At 72.2% G+C, this 17252-nt stretch carries 15 protein-coding genes; 7 read left to right on the top strand and 8 right to left on the bottom strand.

What is annotated here, in order from left to right; genetic code table 11:
* Positions 1 to 36: 36 nt before the first annotated feature.
* On the bottom strand, positions 37 to 1053 hold the full coding sequence (locus ACWENQ_RS18600; protein ID WP_452415298.1) for a DUF4037 domain-containing protein: 1017 nt from the start codon (positions 1051 to 1053) through the stop codon (positions 37 to 39).
* A gap of 165 nt (positions 1054 to 1218) precedes the next feature.
* Here ACWENQ_RS18600 and ACWENQ_RS18595 point away from each other — a divergent pair, with 165 nt between their 5' ends.
* A complete protein-coding gene (locus ACWENQ_RS18595; RefSeq protein WP_452415296.1) occupies positions 1219 to 1617 on the top strand; it encodes a DUF3817 domain-containing protein in 399 nt (132 codons plus the stop codon).
* Here the strand turns inward: ACWENQ_RS18595 and ACWENQ_RS18590 are convergent.
* From ACWENQ_RS18590 to ACWENQ_RS18580, 3 genes are all read right to left on the bottom strand, one after another.
* Positions 1566 to 2306 carry a GNAT family N-acetyltransferase gene (locus tag ACWENQ_RS18590; RefSeq protein ID WP_452415294.1) on the bottom strand — a complete coding sequence of 247 codons (741 nt, stop codon included), beginning with the start codon at positions 2304 to 2306 and terminating at the stop codon, positions 1566 to 1568. The two genes, ACWENQ_RS18595 and ACWENQ_RS18590, sit on opposite strands and share 52 nt — an antisense overlap.
* Positions 2303 to 3733 (bottom strand): adenylosuccinate lyase, encoded by a 1431-nt coding sequence (purB, locus tag ACWENQ_RS18585; protein ID WP_452415292.1) that lies wholly within the window; start codon positions 3731 to 3733, stop codon positions 2303 to 2305. Before purB ends, ACWENQ_RS18590 begins: the two co-directional genes overlap by 4 nt.
* A gap of 67 nt (positions 3734 to 3800) precedes the next feature.
* Positions 3801 to 7001 (bottom strand): efflux RND transporter permease subunit, encoded by a 3201-nt coding sequence (locus tag ACWENQ_RS18580; protein WP_452415290.1) that lies wholly within the window; start codon positions 6999 to 7001, stop codon positions 3801 to 3803.
* 112 nt (positions 7002 to 7113) lie between these two features.
* Here ACWENQ_RS18580 and ACWENQ_RS18575 point away from each other — a divergent pair, with 112 nt between their 5' ends.
* Positions 7114 to 7623, top strand: a complete 510-nt coding sequence (locus tag ACWENQ_RS18575; protein ID WP_452415288.1) for a MarR family winged helix-turn-helix transcriptional regulator — start codon at positions 7114 to 7116, stop codon at positions 7621 to 7623.
* Here ACWENQ_RS18575 and ACWENQ_RS18570 read toward each other — a convergent pair.
* Entirely contained in the window at positions 7590 to 7961 is a 372-nt protein-coding gene (locus ACWENQ_RS18570; RefSeq protein ID WP_452415472.1) for a MerR family transcriptional regulator, read from the bottom strand. The genes ACWENQ_RS18575 and ACWENQ_RS18570 overlap by 34 nt on opposite strands.
* Positions 7962 to 8011: 50 nt before the next feature.
* Between ACWENQ_RS18570 and ACWENQ_RS18565 the strand changes: the two genes are divergently transcribed.
* Positions 8012 to 9163 carry an MFS transporter gene (locus tag ACWENQ_RS18565; RefSeq protein ID WP_452415287.1) on the top strand — a complete coding sequence of 384 codons (1152 nt, stop codon included), beginning with the start codon at positions 8012 to 8014 and terminating at the stop codon, positions 9161 to 9163.
* A gap of 84 nt (positions 9164 to 9247) precedes the next feature.
* Here the strand turns inward: ACWENQ_RS18565 and ACWENQ_RS18560 are convergent, their stop codons facing one another.
* Together ACWENQ_RS18560 and ACWENQ_RS18555 are read right to left on the bottom strand one after the other, a co-directional pair.
* Positions 9248 to 11527, bottom strand: a complete 2280-nt coding sequence (locus ACWENQ_RS18560) for a HelD family protein (protein ID WP_452415285.1) — start codon at positions 11525 to 11527, stop codon at positions 9248 to 9250.
* 164 nt (positions 11528 to 11691) lie between these two features.
* Complete coding sequence (locus ACWENQ_RS18555) at positions 11692 to 12558, bottom strand: NAD(P)-dependent oxidoreductase (RefSeq protein WP_452415283.1); 867 nt, start codon at positions 12556 to 12558, stop codon at positions 11692 to 11694.
* A 108-nt stretch (positions 12559 to 12666) separates the two neighbouring features.
* Between ACWENQ_RS18555 and ACWENQ_RS18550 the strand changes: the two genes are divergently transcribed.
* The 4 genes from ACWENQ_RS18550 to ACWENQ_RS18535 all read left to right on the top strand — a co-directional run bounded on the left by ACWENQ_RS18550 (position 12667) and on the right by ACWENQ_RS18535 (position 16085).
* Positions 12667 to 13665 carry a GlxA family transcriptional regulator gene (locus ACWENQ_RS18550; RefSeq protein ID WP_452415281.1) on the top strand — a complete coding sequence of 333 codons (999 nt, stop codon included), beginning with the start codon at positions 12667 to 12669 and terminating at the stop codon, positions 13663 to 13665.
* Between the two features lie 77 nt (positions 13666 to 13742).
* Positions 13743 to 14084 (top strand): YciI family protein, encoded by a 342-nt coding sequence (locus ACWENQ_RS18545; RefSeq protein ID WP_452415279.1) that lies wholly within the window; start codon positions 13743 to 13745, stop codon positions 14082 to 14084.
* Position 14085: 1 nt separating this feature from the next.
* Positions 14086 to 15276: an RNA polymerase sigma factor gene (locus tag ACWENQ_RS18540; RefSeq protein ID WP_452415277.1), complete on the top strand. Its 1191-nt coding sequence runs from the start codon at positions 14086 to 14088 to the stop codon at positions 15274 to 15276.
* Positions 15277 to 15374: 98 nt separating this feature from the next.
* Positions 15375 to 16085 (top strand): SRPBCC family protein, encoded by a 711-nt coding sequence (locus ACWENQ_RS18535; RefSeq protein WP_452415275.1) that lies wholly within the window; start codon positions 15375 to 15377, stop codon positions 16083 to 16085.
* Positions 16086 to 16239: 154 nt separating this feature from the next.
* On the opposite strand, the gene ACWENQ_RS18530 is transcribed toward ACWENQ_RS18535, so the two are convergent.
* Positions 16240 to 17226 (bottom strand): NAD-dependent epimerase/dehydratase family protein, encoded by a 987-nt coding sequence (locus ACWENQ_RS18530; RefSeq protein ID WP_449922376.1) that lies wholly within the window; start codon positions 17224 to 17226, stop codon positions 16240 to 16242.
* Between the last annotated feature and the right edge of the window lie 26 nt (positions 17227 to 17252).

The following is a 17252-nucleotide window of genomic DNA, read 5'->3' as shown; positions in this document are numbered from 1 at the left end:
GACGCGCCGCCGCCGCCCGGCGACGGCCCGCGCCGGTCAGGCCGCCGCCCGCGACGGGGCCAGCGCCGCCGACGTCAACGCCCTGGCCAGCGCCGGCTCGGTCAGAACGTCCACGTTGTCGCACAACTGGTCGATGCTGCCCGCCGGCGGCAGCCCCCGCACCTCCGGATCACGGATCGACTCCAGCAACGCCGCCGCGAACCGGTCCCCGCCGATCACCCGGAACGGCCGCGCGTGAAAACGCCGCACCGCCGGATCGAGCGGCGCCGTCAGCGCGATCCTGTTGTGCACGGCGGCCAGCCGCTCGTAGGCCGAGCACAGCGCCTGCTCCCGCTCACCCCAGGAGCGGGCCGCCACCGCCCCGGCCAGCGCCTGACCGAGCTCGGCCGCACCCGGCAGGCGGGCCAGCGCGCTGCCCAGCCACTTGGCGTACGGCGGGTAGCGTCTGCGCTGCAGCAACGCCAGCCGCATCACCTGCCGCGCCAGGCCCGCCGCCAGCGCCGCCGAACCGAGCTCGTCACCCACTTCGGCGCACCGGCCGGGGAAGGACTCCTCCGCGCTGATCCGCCGCCACTGGCAGGCCAGCACATACCGCCACACGTCGTCGGGATACCAGGCCAGCGCCTGCCGTACCGCGGCCAGCTCGCCGAGCCCGTCGTGGAAGACCTCCCCGCGCGTCACCTCGGCCAGCGCCTGCCACGGCGCCGACAGCCAGTCCAGGGTGCTCACCCGCCCGCGCGGATCGAACCCGAGCCTGCCGGCCAGCCACCCGCCCAGCTCGTGCACCCGCACCCCGTGGCGCAGCAACCCACTCTGGGCGAACACCGTCGGATACCCGCCGAAACGCGCCGGCAGGCCGGCCGCGACCTGCTCCTCCACCTCGCCGACCGCCTCCGGCGCCACGAACAGCAGCACACGCGGCCCCCAGTCGTGGTCGGCGCTGCGTTCGGTGTCGAAGGCCTGCACCTCCGACCCCGGCCCGATCAGCGCGGCGCTGTGCCGCACCCCGGCCACCAGCGGCGCCACCACCTCGTTGTAGAAGGCGCGGCTCAACTCAATTCCAGGCACAAATCCAGACATCACTATGTCAACTGTGCCTGACGGCATCGAGAACCTCACCCGGTTTTCGCGGCGGTCCCGCCCGCGGGCCGGACCGCCCCACCCGGCCGTTAGGCTGGCGTGCGGCCACCCCGAAACCCAGCGAAAGGGCTGTTCACCGTGCTGCGCCTGTTCCGTGCCGTCGCCATCGCCGAGGCCTTCTCCTGGATCGGCCTGCTGGCCGGCATGTACGTCAAGTACATCCTCCAGGCCGGCGAGGTCGGCGTGAAGGTGTTCGGCCCCATCCACGGCGGCCTGTTCGTCCTGTACGTGGCGGCCGTGCTGCTGGTCGCCCGCGAGCGGGGCTGGTCACGCGGCACCGTCGTGGTGGGCCTGGTGTGCGCGGTGCCGCCGCTGGCCACCGTGTGGTTCGAACGCCGCCAGACGCGCCACGAACGCGCCCGGCAGACCACCACCACCCCAGCCACCGCCACCACGCACAACAGCACCGGCCAGGACAGCGGCGTTCAGGACACCACGCAGGACACCACGCAGGCCGCCACCGCCCGCCGCCGGTAACCCAGCCCCGCATACAACCGCAACGCCGCCACATTGTCGTCGTCGACCATCAACGCCGCCCTGCCGTGCGCGGCCACCAGACGGCCACTGACCCACCGGCACACCCGCCCGGCCAACCCCGTACCCCGCCACGGCGCGGCAGTGGCCACCCCCGCCACGAAACCGACCGACGGCGCGCTCCACGCGTCGGCCGCCACCGCCGCCAGCCTGCCCTCCACCCGCACCCCCGCCCAGCGGGCCACACCCTGCCCACCGGGCACCGCATAGGAGTCGGGCGCATGCTCGGCCAGCAACCGGCCGATCTGCCCCTCGAAGCGACCCTCCAGCCACGACACCCCGTCACTGGGACCGATCGGCACCTGCTCCAGACTCATCCAGGAGAAGACCCCAACCCTCCCCAGCCCCGGCACCCGCTCCGCCACCTGCCGCATCAGGTCCGCCTCACCCAGCGGCCGGTACGACGGCCCCAGCTCGGCCAGCGCGTGCCGCAGCACGGCGGCGGCATCAGCCGGATCCCCCCACACCGCCAGCCGGTCACGGCGGGAGATGCCCGGCGCCCCCGCCACCACCGCCCGGCCGCCCGCCCACGCCCGCCCACCACCCGCAAGGCCCTGAGCCGCCCACATCACCAGATCGTCATCGCCGCAGGCCGCCTCCAGCTCACCCGGCGTGGACAGCTCGCGGATCACAGGATGGCGCCCGGCACATACCCGGCGGCCCGCGGATAGCGCGCCACGACCTCGCCGACCAGCCCGCACACCCGCTGCACCTGGTCGCCGGCCGCGCCGGTGAAGGAAACCCGGTCAGCCAGCAACTCCTCCAGCCGCGCCCGATCCAGCGGGAAACGCTCATCGGCCGCCAGCCGCTCCAGCAGCCGGTTGGCCGACCCCTGCGAACGCATCTCCAGCGCCGAGGCCACCGCGTGCTCCTTGATCAGCTCGTGGGCCTGCTCACGGCCCACCCCTGCCCGCACCGCCGCCATCAGCATCTTCGTCGTGGCCAGGAACGGCAGATAACGGTCGAGCTCGGCCGAGATCACCGCGGGGAAAGCGCCGAACTCGGCCAGCACCGTCAGCATGGTCTCCATCAGCCCGTCGAAGGCGAAGAACGCATCCGGCAGCGCCACCCTGCGCACCACCGAGCACGACACGTCGCCCTCGTTCCACTGGTCACCGGCCAGCTCGGCCGTCATCGACGCATACCCGCGCAGGATCACCGTCAGCCCGTTGACCCGCTCACAGGAACGGGTGTTCATCTTGTGCGGCATCGCCGACGAGCCGACCTGACCCTCCTTGAACCCCTCGGTCACCAGCTCGTGCCCGGCCATCAACCTGATCGTCTTGGCCAGCGAGGACGGCGCCGCCGCCAACTGCACCAGCGCACCGACCACCTCGAAGTCCAGCGACCGCGGATACACCTGCCCGACACTGGTCAAGCGCCGCTCGAAGCCCAGATGCGCGGCCACCCGCTCCTCCAGCTCCGCCAGCTTGCCGCGATCACCACCCAGCAGGTCGAGCATGTCCTGCGCGGTGCCCACCGGCCCCTTGATCCCCCGCAGCGGATAGCGGCCGATCAACTCCTCCAGCCGCGCGAAACCCACCAGCAGCTCGTCGGCCGCGCTCGCGAACCGCTTGCCCAGCGTGGTCGCCTGCGCCGCCACATTGTGGGAACGGCCCGCCATCACACTCGCCTCGTACTGCTCGGCCAGCGCCCCCAGCCGGGCCAGCAACGCCACGACCCGATCACGCACCAGCAGCAGACTGTCGCGGATCTGCAGCTGCTCGACGTTCTCCGTCAGGTCACGCGAGGTCATCCCCTTGTGAACATGCTCATGCCCGGCCAGCGCGTTGAACTCCTCGATACGCGCCTTCACATCGTGCCTGCTGACACGCTCCCGCTCGGCGATGGAAGCCAGATCGACCTGCTCGACCACCTTCTCGTAGTCGTCGATCGCCTGCTGCGGCACCGCCACCCCCAGCTCGGCCTGCGCCTTCAACACCGCCAACCACAGCCGCCGCTCGGCGACCACCTTCGACTCGGGAGACCACAGGCGAGCCAGCTCGGCAGAGGCGTAGCGGGCGGCCAGAACGTTCGGGATGCGCGGCTTGGAAGTCACGTTGCCCCAGTGTATGGGGCCGCCCCGCCCCGCCCGGCAAGCGGGGGTGACGGGACGGCCCAGCGCCCTAGACCGGCGCGCCCACCTTCTCGGCGGCCGGCGCCGGCACGGCCCCGCCACGCCCGCCCAACCGCTCCTTGACCCGCTCCACCATCGTGTACAGCGTCGGCACCAGCACCAGCGTCAGCAGCGTCGAAGAGATCAACCCGCCGATCACCACGATCGCCAGCGGCTGCGAGATGAACCCGCCCGAGCCGGTCACCCCCAGCGCCATCGGCGTCAGCGCGCAGATCGTCGCCACCGCCGTCATCAGGATCGGCCGCAACCTGCGCCGGCCACCCTCGATGACCGCCTCCACCACACCAAGGCCCTGCTCCCGGTACTGGTTGATCAAATCGATCAGCACGATCGCGTTGGTCACCACGATGCCGATCAGCATCAGCATGCCGATCAGCGCCGGCACACCCATCGGCGTACCCGTCACCAGCAGCAGCCCCAGCGCACCCGTCGCCGCGAACGGCACCGACACCAGCAGAATCAGCGGCTGCACGAAACTGCGGAACGTCGCCACCATGATCATGAAGACGATCGCGATCGCCGCCAGCATCGCCACCCCCAGATCGGCGAACGCGTCGGCCTGGTCAGCCGACACGCCCCCGATGGTGAAGGCGGCACCCGCCGGCAGCGCCAGCCCGTCCAGCTTCTTCGTCAGCGCCTGCGTCAACCTGCCCAGATCGCTGGCCGAAGCCTTGGCCGAAACCGTCGCCGACCGCTCACCGTCGATCCTGGAGATCTGCGTCGGCCCGTCCACCTGCGACACCGTCGCCACCTGCGACACCTTCACCGCGCCGACCTTGAGCTTCTCCACCTCCTCGGCGTCCTCCGGCTCGTCGCCACCCCGCAGGATCAGGTCACTGTCGACACCGTCCAAGGTCAGCCGGCCCAGCGGCGCGCCACGGAAGGCCTGCGCCACCACCTGACCCACCTGCGCCTCGGTGACACCCTTGGCCGCCGCCTTCTTCCTGTCGACGACCACCTCGATCCGCGGCGCGCTCGACTCCAGATCCGAGGAGACGTCCCGCAACCCCTCCACCTGCCCGACAGCCGTGGCCACCTGCCCGGCCGCCGCACGCAACGTGGCGGTGTCGGGCGCCTGCACGATCACCTCGACCGAGTCCGAGCCGAACCCGGCGCCGCCCTGCCCGCCGACCGTCACCTCACCGACACCCGACAGGCCCTTCAGCTCCTGGCGCAGCCGCTCCTCCAGCGCCGGCGTGTCACTGCCCTCGGCGACCGTCACCGAGAAGGAGGCACGGTCGGCACCGCCGCCCGTCCCGCCCCGCATCGCGTTGCCGCCACCCACGTTGACCTGGTACGACTGCACGCCGTCCAGATCCGCCAGCACCTTCTCCACCTTCTTGGCCGCCGCGTCCGTGGCAGCCAGATCCGTGCCGGCCGGCATCTTCTGGCTCAGCGAGATCGTGTCCTGGCCGGAGGAGTCGATGAAGTTCGTCTCCAGCCTGCCGGCCAGCCCCATCGTGGCCGCGAACACCACCACCCCGATCAGGACCGTCACCAGCCGCCGGCGCGTGGCAAAACGCAACACCGGCAGATACATCCGCTGCAACGGGCCGCGCAGCTCCTTGGCCTCAGCCGCCTCCCGCACCGCCAGCGCCTGCTCAGGCTCCAGCGCCGGAGCCTTCAGGAACCAGTAGGCCAGCACCGGGATCACCGTCAGCGACACCAGCAGCGAAGCCAGCAACGCCACCGTCACCGTCATCGCGAACGGCGCGAACAGCTCGCCCACCATGCCGCCCACGAACGCGATCGGCGCGAAGACCGCCACCGTCGTCAGCGTCGAGGCCGTCACCGCGCCCGACACCTCACGCACCGCCGCCGTCACCGCCGTACGCTTCGGCTCGCCGTAGCCCAGATGCCGCTTGATGTTCTCCAAGACCACGATCGAGTCGTCGACCACCCGGCCCACCGCGATCGTCAGCGCGCCCAGCGTCAGCATGTTCAGCGAGTAGTCACCCGCCCACAACGCGATCAGCGCGATCACCACCGACAGCGGGATCGACACCGCCGTCACCAGCGTCGAACGCAGCGACAGCAGGAACACCAGGATCACCAGGACGGCGAAAACCAGCCCCAGCAGCCCCTCGGTCGTCAGGTCCTCGATCGACCGCTCCACGTACGGCGCCTGATCGAAGATCACCGTCGCCTTGGCGCCCAGCGCCGACTCCATCGCCGGCAGCTTCTCCCGCACGGCGTGCGAGATCGCCACCGCGTTGCTGTCCGGCGTCATCGTCACCGACACACCCAGGCTCGGCTCGCCGTTGGTGCGTGTCAGCGTCGTCGCCTCGCTCTTGCGCCGCTCGATGTCGGCCACATCGCCCAGCCGCACCGGCTTGGGCGGCTTCGGCGCGGCCTGCACCGGCGCCTGCCCCGCACCCGGCGGCATCGCCCTGCCCGGCACCTGCCGCGCCTGCCCCCGCGCCTGGGCCGGGGCGGCGGCCTGCGGCGCCGCCGGCACCAGATACAGGTCCTCCAGCGCCTCGATCGACTCGATCCGCGAGCCCACCTGCACCGTCAGCGCCTTACCCGACTCCTTCAGCGTGCCGGCCGGCACCGGCGTCCCGTTGGCCTTCAGCACCTCCGGGATCTGCGCCGGCGACACACCCTTGTCGGCCATCTTGTCGGCGTCCGGCGTGATGACCACCGTCTCGCCCCTGGCGCCGGTGACCTCCGCCTCGCGCACCCCGTCGATGCCCTGCAGCTGCGGCACCAGCACGCGGTCCAGCTTGTCGGCCATCGCCCGCTCGTCGCCGCCGTCGCCCACCGCCAGCACCACGACCGGGATGTCGTCGGTGTTACCCGCCACCACCTGAGGATCGACACCATCGGGCAACTGCGCCCTGATCTTGCCGATCGCCGTCTGCATCGTGGCCACCGACTCCTCGATGTCGGTGCCGTAGGCGAAGGAGACCTGGACCTGCGCCAGCCCCTCCTTCGAAGTCGAGGTCATCTCTTCCAGGCCGTCGATCCCGGCGAAGGAGTCCTCGATCGGCTTGGTGACCTGATCCTCCACGATCTCCGGAGAAGCCCCCGGGTAGGACGCGACGACGAACGCGCCGGGAAACGACAGCGACGGCAGCAACTGCTGCTTCAGCTGCGGGATCGTGTAGGCGCCGAACGCGCTCAACACGATCGCCACCAATATCACCAGACTGCGGTTGGCAAGGCTCAACCGGGCCAGAGCTGTCATCCGCTCCTCACAGGGCAAACGGGACAAAGATTTCGGCCCAGACTAACACTTTGCCTCGCACGAATATTTAGCCACAGACGGCTTTCCTGATAACCTTCTCAGGAAGCGAGAGGTGAGAGTGAACGACGAACGCGACAAGCTGATCCGACAGATCAGCGACACCCAGCGCGAGCTCGGCCGCGTCTTCGCGCAGGACCGATCCTCACCCCTGTTCAGCTCCAACCTCACCATGAGCCAGCTCAAGGTCATCATCCTGCTGGCCTACACCGGCTCCGCCTCAGGCCAGGAACTCGCCACCAACCTCGGCGTCGGCCTGGCCACCGTCACCGGCATCGTCGACCGCCTCATCGGCCACGGCCTGGTCACCCGCCACGAAGACCCCCACGACCGCCGCGTCCGCCGCGTCGAACTCACCGACGCCGGCCACACCCTCATCGAACAACTCAACGACGCCGGCCTGCGCCACTACCGCCGCATCATGCAACGCCTCGACCTCGACACCCTGCGCACCCTCGCCGACATCACCGCCAAGATCGCCGACATCGCCCGCGACCTCCCCTGGCACGACGACGACCAGCACGTCCCCACTCAGGGCGAACCCGGCCGCACCGCCGCCAGATAACCCAGCAACGCATCCCGGTTACGCGCCAGACAGTCGATCCGCGCCTGGATCCGCGCCACCTCCCCCCGCAACAACCCCTCCAGCTCCGGCGTCAGACACGCCGGATGCACATGGATCCCCTCAGGCCCCTCCAGGAACGGCAGAATCCGCCGGATGATCTCCGTCGTCAACCCCGCATCCAGCAACCCCCTGATCTGCTGCACCCGAGACACCGCCGCCTCGCCATAACACCGGTAACCGTTGTCCGAACGCGACGCCCCCAGCAGACCCTGCTCCTCGTAGTAGCGCAGCATCCGCGACGGCACCCCCGTACGCCGCGACAACTCACCGATCCGCACCACCACACCCCCTTGCCTTCACACTGATGTGAAGGTCCAAGCATGGCCGCATGCCCGCCCGAACACCACTCGGCGCACTACCGGCCCTGTTCAGCGCCGCCTTCACCGCCGTCATGACCGAACTGCTGCCCGCCGGCCTGCTCCCCCACATCAGCCACGACCTCCACACCAGCCCCGCCACCACCGGCCACCTCGTCACCGGCTACGCCATCACCTCCTGCGCCGCCGCCATCCCCATCACCGCCGCCCTGCGCTCCCTGCCCCGACGCCCCGTCCTGCTCACCACCCTCGCCGGATTCGCCGCCTGCAACCTCATCACCGCCCTGTCCGACACCTACGCCCTCACCTTCGCCGCACGCCTGCTCGCCGGCGCCCTCGGCGGCACCCTGTGGGCCATGCTCGTCGGCTACGCCACCCGCATCGTCGCCCCCACCCACCGCGGCCGCGCCATCGCCATCGTCTCCGCCGGCATCACCATCGCCCTGTGCGCCGGCATCCCCGCCGGAACCGCCCTGGCCGACCTTTACGGCTGGCGCGCCACCTTCGCCGCCCTGGCCGTACTCTCACTCCTGATCGCCGCCTGGACCCGCTGGCAGGTCCCACCCCTGCCCGGCGACCAGACCACCTCCCGCCGCCCCTCCCTCCGCCAGGTCAGCCACCTGCCCGGCATCAGACGCGTCCTCACCCTCACCGCCGTCGTCCTGCTCGGCCACCAGACCATGTACACCTACATCGCCCCCTACACCCAGCACACCGGCGGCCGCACCGACCTGACCCTGCTCGTCTTCGGCCTGGCCACCGTCGCCGGCATCCTCATCACCGGCGCCCTCGTCGACCACCACCCGCGCGCCGCCCTCACCACCGCCCTCGCCCTGCTCACCGCAGCCATGCTCACCCTCGCCCTCACCCCCGCCGCCGTCCTGATCGCCGCCGCCGTCTGGGGAACCGCCTTCGGCGCCGCCCCCACCCTCCTGCAGGCAGCACTCGTCAGCGCCTCAGGACCCCGGCACGCCGACCTCGCCACCGCCATGCAGACCACCGTCTACAACCTCGGCATCGCCGCCGGCTCCCTGACCGGCGGCCTCGTCCTCGACCACGCCGGACCCGCCGCGCTCCCGTGGGCCGCACTCGCCATCCTCGCCCTCACCTGGCGCATCCTGCCCGCCGTCACCTACGCCCGCCCCCCAGCCGCGACGACGTGACCACCACGACGACGCCCCCGTTTGTTGAAGGCGGTCTTCAGTCCTTGGATGAAGGGCGGCCAACGGCCGCCCCACCCAGCGCCTTTACAAAGTAGATTCCAAGCGGGCGAGAACGGCCGGCAGGCGCTCCTGGTAGACCACCGTCAGCCGCCTGGTCGCCCTCGTCATCGCCACGTACAGGTCCCGCGCCGACTGGGCGAGGATCCCCTCCGGGTCGACCACCACCACGGCGTCGAACTCCAGCCCCTTGGCCTGCGTGACCGTCAGCACCGCCACCGGCGCCTCCAGGTCGTCGCCGCCCGGCAGCAGCGCCGCCACCCGCGCGTGGACCCCGTCCGAGGTGACCACCCCGACCCGGCCCTCGCCGATCCGGCCACGCTCCCGCTCGGCCAGCGCCGGCACCTCACCCAGCCCCGCCCGTACGGCAAGCGGCCGGTCCCCGCCCCGCCGTACCGACTCCGGCGGCCGCAACGCCGGATCGACGGCGCGCAGCACGTCGGCCGCCACCTCCATGATCTCCACCGGGGTCCGGTAGTTGACCAGCAACCGCTCCTCCCGCCACCGCCCCGCCAGGTAGGGATCGAGCACCTCGGCCCACGAGCGCGCCCCCGCCGCCGAACCGGTCTGCGCCACATCGCCCACCACGGTCAGCGACAGGGCCGGCACCCGGCGCATGACCATCCGCCAGGCCATCGGCGACAGCTCCTGCGCCTCGTCGACGATCACATGCCCGTAGGCCCACGTGCGGTCGGCGGCCGCCCTGTCGGCCGTCGTCAGCGCGTCGCCACCGTCGTCGTGCCGCTCGGCCAGCGCCGCCGCCTCCATCAGCTCCGCCTCGGCCAGGCCGGTCGACACCAGCACCTCCCGGGCGTACCGCTCGGCCTCCCTGCGCACCTGTTCAGCCTGTCGCGCGGCCTGCCTGGCCGGCGAGTCGTCCTCGCCCAGCAGCTCGGCCGCCTCGTCGAGAAGCGGCACGTCACCGACCGTCCACGGGGCGTCCGCCGGCCGCGCCAGCACCGCCCAATCGAGCCCGGCGGCGGCCGAGGCCAGCCGCTCCGGCGACGACAGCAGCTCGCTCACCAGCCGCTGCGGCGTCAGCTCCGGCCACAGCTCCTCCAGCGCGTCCCGCACCTGCGGGAAGGACCACAGCCGTGCGGCCTCGTAGGCCAGGTCCTGCTCGGTGTAGGGCTCCTGCGGGGCGGGCAGCTCCCGCTCCAGCTCGGCCACCACCTCGACCGGCAGGAAGTTCTCCAGCGCCAGCGACCTTTCCACGCCCTCCAGCAGGTCGCGCGCCAGCTCCCGCAGCAGTTCGGTGACCAGCAGCTTGCGCGCCATGTTGTGCGGCAGCCGTACGGCTCGAGCCCGGTCCCTGACGCGCGCGCACGTCTCGTGGCCGACCCGCAGCGGCGTGCCGTCCACCTCCACCTCGAGGTCGCCGTCGGGAACCCGCTGCCGATCCCGTACGGCCGCCGCCACCACCGCCGCCATCCGCCGATCGCCCTTGACCACGGCCACCCGCGGCGGGTCCTCGGCCACGGCCCGCACGCCGGGAAACAGCTCCCCCACCGTGGACATCACCACCTGCGTCTCGCCCAGAGCGGGCAGCACGTGCTCGATGTAGCGCAGGAACATGCTGTTGGGCCCGACGACGAGCACACCGCGCCGCTCCAGCGTCTCGCGGTGGGCGTACAGCAGGTAGGCGGCCCGGTGCAGCGCCGCCACGGTCTTGCCGGTGCCCGGCCCGCCCTGCACCACCAGCGCGCCCTGCAGCCCCGAGCGGATCACCCTGTCCTGCTCGGTCTGGATGGTGGCCACCACGTCGCCCATCCGCCCGGTACGGCCGCGCCGCAGCGCCGCCAGGAGCGCCGCCTCGCCCACCAGCGTGCGCCGCTCGCCGTCACTCATCCGTTCCAGGTCGAACACCTCGTCGTCCAGGCCGACGACGGTGCGTCCCTTCAGGTGCAGGTGGCGTCTGCGCACCAGGGCGCCGGGCGCGCCGGGGGTGGCCACGTAGAAGGGCCGGGCGGCCGGGGCCCGCCAGTCGATCAGCACCGACTCGTGCTCCTCGTCGCGCAGCCCGATCCGGCCGATGTAGGCGGTGGCGCCGTCGCGGTCGTCGATCCTGCCGAAGCACAGCCCCCGCTCCACGGCGGTCAGCTGCGCCAGGCGGCGCGCCTGCTCGGCGGCGGCGACCTCGCGCTCGACCCGGCCCTGCACGTTGGCCACCGTGCCGCCGCCGCCGAGCACCTCGCGCAGGACGCGCCCGGCCCGGCCCTTGGCGGCGTCGAGCCAGCCGTAGAGCATGGTGACGCGGGACTGCTCGGCGCTGATGGCTTCAGCCAAGCCCTCTTGACGAATCGACATACGACTGTTACTCTCCTTGTAGAGAGGTTTAGCAGCCTCTTTTTGGCGTGCCTAAGTGACGCAGCTTACCCCGCACTGGGGCCGCCGTCACGCCGATCCGCCTTCCACCCCGCGATCCGGTCACCTGTTCACGGCCGGGCCCGGCACAGTCTCACCCCTCGGCGTCACCCCTCGGCCGGACCGCGCAGCACCTCGATGACACTGCCGAAGCTGTCGGAGCCGTGCCCCGCCGCCCTGGCCCGCACCATCGTGGCCTTCAACAGCTCGGGCAGCGCGTTGTCGACACCCCGCTCCGCGGCCGCGTGGATCAGGTGGTCGATCGCGGCGATCTGCACGTCCACCGTGGCGTCGTCACCGGGGTAGCGACCGGCGTCCACCTGGGCCGCGTACGTCGCGACGAAACCCGCCACCGCCGTCAGCCAGCGGATCGCGACCGGCGTGTAGGCGGTGGCCGCGATCTTGTCCGCGCCGACCATCGCCGTGCCGTGCAACCAGCCGGTCATCGTCGCCCACATCAACCCGAGCAGCGCCGCGTCGTACAGCGAGGCCATGCCGGGGTCGTCGCCCAGACGCACGGGGTCGCCCAGCGCCGACAGCACCTCACGGCGAGCCTCGAACACCTCCCGCGAACCGCTGTAGAGGAACATCATCTCCTGGCTGCCGACCCCCGGCGGCGTCGTCATGATGGCGCCGTCCAGGTAGCCCACGCCGTGCGCGAGCGCCCACGCCGCCATCTGCCTGGCCTGCTCGGGAGAACCGGAGGTGAGGTTGACCAGCTCCCTGCCCGCCAGCGACCCGGTGACCGGCTCGAGCACCTCCAGCAGCGCGCCGTAGTCCAGGACGCACGCGATCACCACGTCGCCGGCCTCGACCGCCTCCCGCGGCGTGGCCGCCGCCCGTGCGCCCCGCGCCACCAGCGCCTCGGCCCTGCCCGCCGAACGGTTCCACACCGTCGTCTCCACACCCTTGTCCAGCAGGGCGCCGGCCAGCGCAGACCCCATCGAACCCAGCCCGAGCACGGTCACTCTCATGTCACAACTCCTTGTTTCGTGTGCCGGACCACGTTCGCAGGCGCGTGCCGGGCCACGACAGTGACACCCATGACGGCGACCACCAAATTCCTGCCATACGCTGAGGCCATGAGCGCCGGATCCGTCGCCGTGGTCGTCACCGACGACATCGCCGTCCCGTCCTGGGACCTGTACGAGCTGAGCATCCCGTGCACCGTCTTCGGCAAGCCGCAGCCCGACCTGGCCGACCCGTGGTACGAGCTGCGCCTGTGCGGGACGGGCGGCACCCCCGGCGCGGGCCCCGAGGGCGCAGCCGTACCGGGACTGGCCCTGCGCACCCCCTACGGGCTCGACGACCTCGCCGGCGCCGACACCGTCATCGTCCCCTCGGTGCCCGACGCCTGCGTCGAGGACGGCGCGCCGCTGCCGCCCGCGCTCATCACCGCCCTGCGCCGCGCCTACGACGCCGGCGCCCGCATGGTGTCGCTGTGCACCGGCGCCTTCGCCCTGGCCGAGGCCGGGCTGCTCGACGGGCGCCGCGCCACCGCCCACTGGATGCACACCGCCCAGCTCGCCCAGCGCTACCCGAAGGTCCAGGTCGACGACTCGGTGCTGTACGTCGACGACGGCGACGTGCTGACCAGCGCCGGACTGACCGCCGGACTCGACCTGTGCCTGCACCTGGTCCGGCGCGATCTGGGCGCGCACGTGGCCAACCAGCTCGCCCGGCGCATGGTCGTGCCCGCCCACCGGCCCGGCGGCCAGGCCCAGTTCATCGACCTGTCGGTGCCCGACTCCGACGACGGCGGCATGGCGCCGGTCCTGGAATGGGCGCGCGCCCGGCTCGACCAGCCGCTGACCGTCGAGGACCTCGCGCGCCGCGCCGCGATGAGCCCCCGCACCCTCTACCGCCGCCTGCAGGCCGCCACCGGCATGACGCCGCTGCAGTGGCTGCTCAACCAGCGCCTGGGCCGGGCCCAGAGCCTGCTGGAGTCGACCGACCTGCCGGTCGAGAAGGTCGGCGAGCTGAGCGGCCTGGGCACGGCCAACAACCTGCGCCACCACTTCCTCAAGCACGTGGGGGTCTCGCCGAGCGACTACCGCCGCGCCTTTCCCCGCACCTCGTAAGAGAAAGTCGGCAGCGTGGTGTCGATCCGGCCGCCGGCCGTTCGTGTAAGGGATGAGACGACATCCGGGAGGACACCATGAAGCAGTACCTGCTCAGCATCTACCAGCCCGACGGCGAGCCGCCGGCACCCGACGTGCTGGCCGCGATCATGCGCGACGTCGACGCGTGGGACCGGGAGCTCAGGGCCGCCGGCGCCTGGGTGTTCACGGGCCGCCTGCACGCTGCCGGCACCGCCACCGTGATCCGCCACAAGGACGGTGAGCCGCTGCTGACCGACGGGCCGTACACCGAGGGCAAGGAGCACATCGGCGGCTTCGTCGTCATCCAGGCCGCCGACCTCGACGTGGCGCTCGAATGGGGCCGCAAGGCCGGCCTGGCCACCAGGCTGCCGATCGAGGTCCGTCCGCTGCACGACTGACATGTCCTTCGTGGAAGGCGTCTTCCGCCAGGAGTACGGCCGCGCCGTCGCCGTCCTGGTCCGCCACTTCGGCGACATCGACCTCGCCGAGGAGGCGGTCCAGGACGCCTTCGCCGAGGCGGTCCGCCGCTGGCCGGCGGCGGGCCCGCCGCCGAGCCCGGCCGGATGGATCATCACCACCGCCCGCAACCGCGCCATCGACCGCCTGCGCCGCGAGGCCTCCCGCCAGGACCGTCACGCCGAGGCCGCGCTGCTGCGCGCCCCCGACGAGCCCACGGAGGAAGGGCCCGTGCACGACGACCGGCTGCGCCTCATCTTCACCTGCTGCCATCCCGCCCTCGCGCCCGCCGCCCGGGTGGCGCTCACGCTGCGGCTGCTGGGCGGCCTGACCACCGCCGAGATCGCCCACGCCTTCCTGGTGCCCGAGGCGACCATGGCCCAGCGGCTGGTGCGCGCCAAGGGCAAGATCCGCGACGCGCGTATTCCTTACCGGGTGCCGCGCGAGGCCGACCTGCCCGACCGGCTGCGCGCGGTCCTGGCCGTCATCTACCTGATCTTCAACGAGGGCTACGCCGCCAGCGCCGGCGCGCGCCTGCAACGCGAGGACCTGTGCGCCGAGGCGATCCGGCTGGGCCGGCTGCTGGCCGAGCTCATGCCCGACGAGGACGAGGTGTGGGGGCTGCTGGCACTGATGCTGCTGCTGCACGCGCGCCGCGCCGCCCGCGCCGACGCCCAGGGCCGGCTGGTACGGCTGGCCGAGCAGGACCGCTCGCTGTGGCAGCGCGACCTGGTCGCCGAGGGCCAGGCGATCGTGCGCGCGTGCCTGCGCCGCGACCGGCCGGGCCCCTACCAGATCCAGGCGGCGATCAACGCCGTGCACAGCGACGGTCCGGCCACCGACTGGCGGCAGGTCCTGGCGCTGTACGACCAGCTGCTGGCGATCGCGCCGAGCCCCGTCGTGGCGCTCAACCGGGCGGTGGCGGTGGCCGAGGTCAGCGGCCCGGCCGCGGCGCTGGAACTGGTCGGCGAGCTGGATCTGGGCTCCTACCACCTGTTCCACGCCATCCGCGCCGACCTGCTGCGCCGGCTGGGCCGCACGGCCGAGGCCGGAGCGGCCTACGCGGCGGCGATCGACCTGGCGGGCAACGACGCCGAACGGGCCTTCCTGCGGGAGCAGGCCGGCAGGCTTTGACAACAAATATTGTCGGTGGGAGAGTGGGAGCGTCTTCTTGCCGCGCGGAGGACGGGCCGTCCACGCGAGCGCCGCCCAGCACACCCAGGAGTCCTGAGATGTCACACGAGTTCGAGCTGCAGCACGAGCTCTCCCTGGCCGCGACCCCCGAACAGGTCTGGGAGGCCATCGCCACCGGACCCGGCATCGACTCCTGGTTCATGGGACGCAACCAGGTGGACAACGGCGTCATGCGCACCGCCTTCGGCGACTACAACCCCGCCAACCCCATCACCGCCTGGGAACCGGGCAAGCGCCTGGCCAGCAAGTCGCCCACCGCCGACGACGGCCGCTTCATCGCCTACGAGTTCCTCATCGAGGGCCGTTCCGAGAGCAGCACGGTCGTCCGCATCGTCACCAGCGGCTTCCTGCCCGGCGACGACTGGGAGAACGAGTTCGAGGCCATGCGCACCGGCCTGGCCCTGTTCCACGCCACCCTCGCCGAGTACCTCACGCACTTCACCGGGCGCACCGCCGTACCCGTCACCGCCTTCGGCGCGGGCGGCTACGCCGCCCTCATCGACCGCCTCGGCGACCCCGCCACCGGGGACTCCGTCACCATCACCCCGCCAGGGCAGCGGCCCACCCGCGGGGTCGTCTACCACACCAGCGCCCAGACGCTCGGCATCCGCACCGCCGACGCGATGTACCGCTTCGTCAACGGCTTCGGCGGTGGCGTCGTCGCCCAGCACCACCTGTTCGCCCCCGGCACGGACCCCGACGAGGCCGACCGCGCCTGGACCGCGTGGCTGGCCGAACACGCCGCCTGACGACCGGCCGGTGCCGGACACCGCCCCCAGGCGTCCGGCACCTCCATCACCCGGCACCCTCACCCGGAATCACCCGGCACCGTCATCACCCGACCCCGGCACCGTCGTCGTCGGCGGCGACGACGACGACAGCCTCGGCGACAGGCCGAAGCCGTCAGCCGAGAGCCTCGAGCAGCTCGCGCTCGCGCTGGGCGCTGAGGCCGGCCCGCCGCACCCGGTCCAGGCCCTGCTCGCGCTCCCAGACCAGCGTGTCGGCCAGCAGCTCCGCCCGGGGCCGATGACGCAGCCCCGCGACGCCCGCCGCCGACCCGCTACGAGCCGACCATCCTTCCCAGCCGGGCTCGACCAGCCACATCGGCAGCGACTCGGGCCCCATGTACTGGGCCACGCCGTTCTCGACCAGCCAGGCCGGGTCGGCGGCCACCACCGGACCGGTATGGCCGCCGGCAGCGCGGCACAGCTCGATCCACTCGGCGAACGGAACGGTCGGACCCACGGCGTTGAAGGTGCCGACGGTCCCCTTCTCCGCGGCGTCGAGCAGCCAGGCGGCCAGGTCCCGCACGTCAACCGTCTGCGTCGGCTGGACCGGCGAGTCGGGGACCAGCATCGGCCCGTGCGGATCGCGCGCGGCACGCGCCACCCAGTAGCCGGTGCGCCCGCTGTGATCGCCAGGTCCGCCGATGAGGCCGGCACGCGCGATGAGCAGGCGGTCGCCCACCACCGCCGCCGACGCCTGCTCGCAGGCGACCTTCGCCTCGCCGTACAGCGCGCGGTCGACCTCACGCCGGTCCGTCGGAGCAAGGAGGTCCGCCGACTCGTCGGCGCCCGGCGTGGCATGAGCGGCGTAGGCGTTGACGGAGGAGACATAGCTCCAGTGCCCGGCCCGGCCACCCAGCGCCTCCAGCGCCTCACGCACGAAGCCAGGCTGCCAGGAGACTTCCATCACCGCGTCCCACGTGCGGTCGAGCAACGGCTCGTACGCCGCGGGATCCCGCCGGTCGGCGGCCACCAGCCGCGCCCCGTCGGCGACCTGCCCGCTTTCGCCGCGAGCCAGGCACGTCACGCGATGGCCCCGCGCGACCGCCTGCCGCGACAGCTCCCGGCCCACCCATGCCGTCCCACCCAGAATCAAGATCTCCATGGTGACACCCAAGCACCGCGCCCTCC

The sequence above is a fragment of the Nonomuraea sp. NPDC004354 genome (assembly GCF_053602555.1).
Note: the sequence above shows the minus strand (reverse complement) of the source record. Positions and strands in the feature narration are given on the sequence as shown.

What these genes read in the sequence shown, in the direction of transcription:
- ACWENQ_RS18580 (WP_452415290.1), bottom strand. Translation starts at nt 7,001, where the DNA reads ATGACAGCTCTGGCCCGGTTGAGCCTTGCCAACCGCAGTCTGGTGATA.
- ACWENQ_RS18565 (WP_452415287.1), top strand. Translation starts at nt 8,012, where the DNA reads ATGCCCGCCCGAACACCACTCGGCGCACTACCGGCCCTGTTCAGCGCC.
- ACWENQ_RS18560 (WP_452415285.1), bottom strand. Translation starts at nt 11,527, where the DNA reads ATGTCGATTCGTCAAGAGGGCTTGGCTGAAGCCATCAGCGCCGAGCAG.
- ACWENQ_RS18555 (WP_452415283.1), bottom strand. Translation starts at nt 12,558, where the DNA reads ATGAGAGTGACCGTGCTCGGGCTGGGTTCGATGGGGTCTGCGCTGGCC.
- ACWENQ_RS18550 (WP_452415281.1), top strand. Translation starts at nt 12,667, where the DNA reads ATGAGCGCCGGATCCGTCGCCGTGGTCGTCACCGACGACATCGCCGTC.
- ACWENQ_RS18545 (WP_452415279.1), top strand. Translation starts at nt 13,743, where the DNA reads ATGAAGCAGTACCTGCTCAGCATCTACCAGCCCGACGGCGAGCCGCCG.
- ACWENQ_RS18540 (WP_452415277.1), top strand. Translation starts at nt 14,086, where the DNA reads ATGTCCTTCGTGGAAGGCGTCTTCCGCCAGGAGTACGGCCGCGCCGTC.
- ACWENQ_RS18535 (WP_452415275.1), top strand. Translation starts at nt 15,375, where the DNA reads ATGTCACACGAGTTCGAGCTGCAGCACGAGCTCTCCCTGGCCGCGACC.
- ACWENQ_RS18530 (WP_449922376.1), bottom strand. Translation starts at nt 17,226, where the DNA reads ATGGAGATCTTGATTCTGGGTGGGACGGCATGGGTGGGCCGGGAGCTG.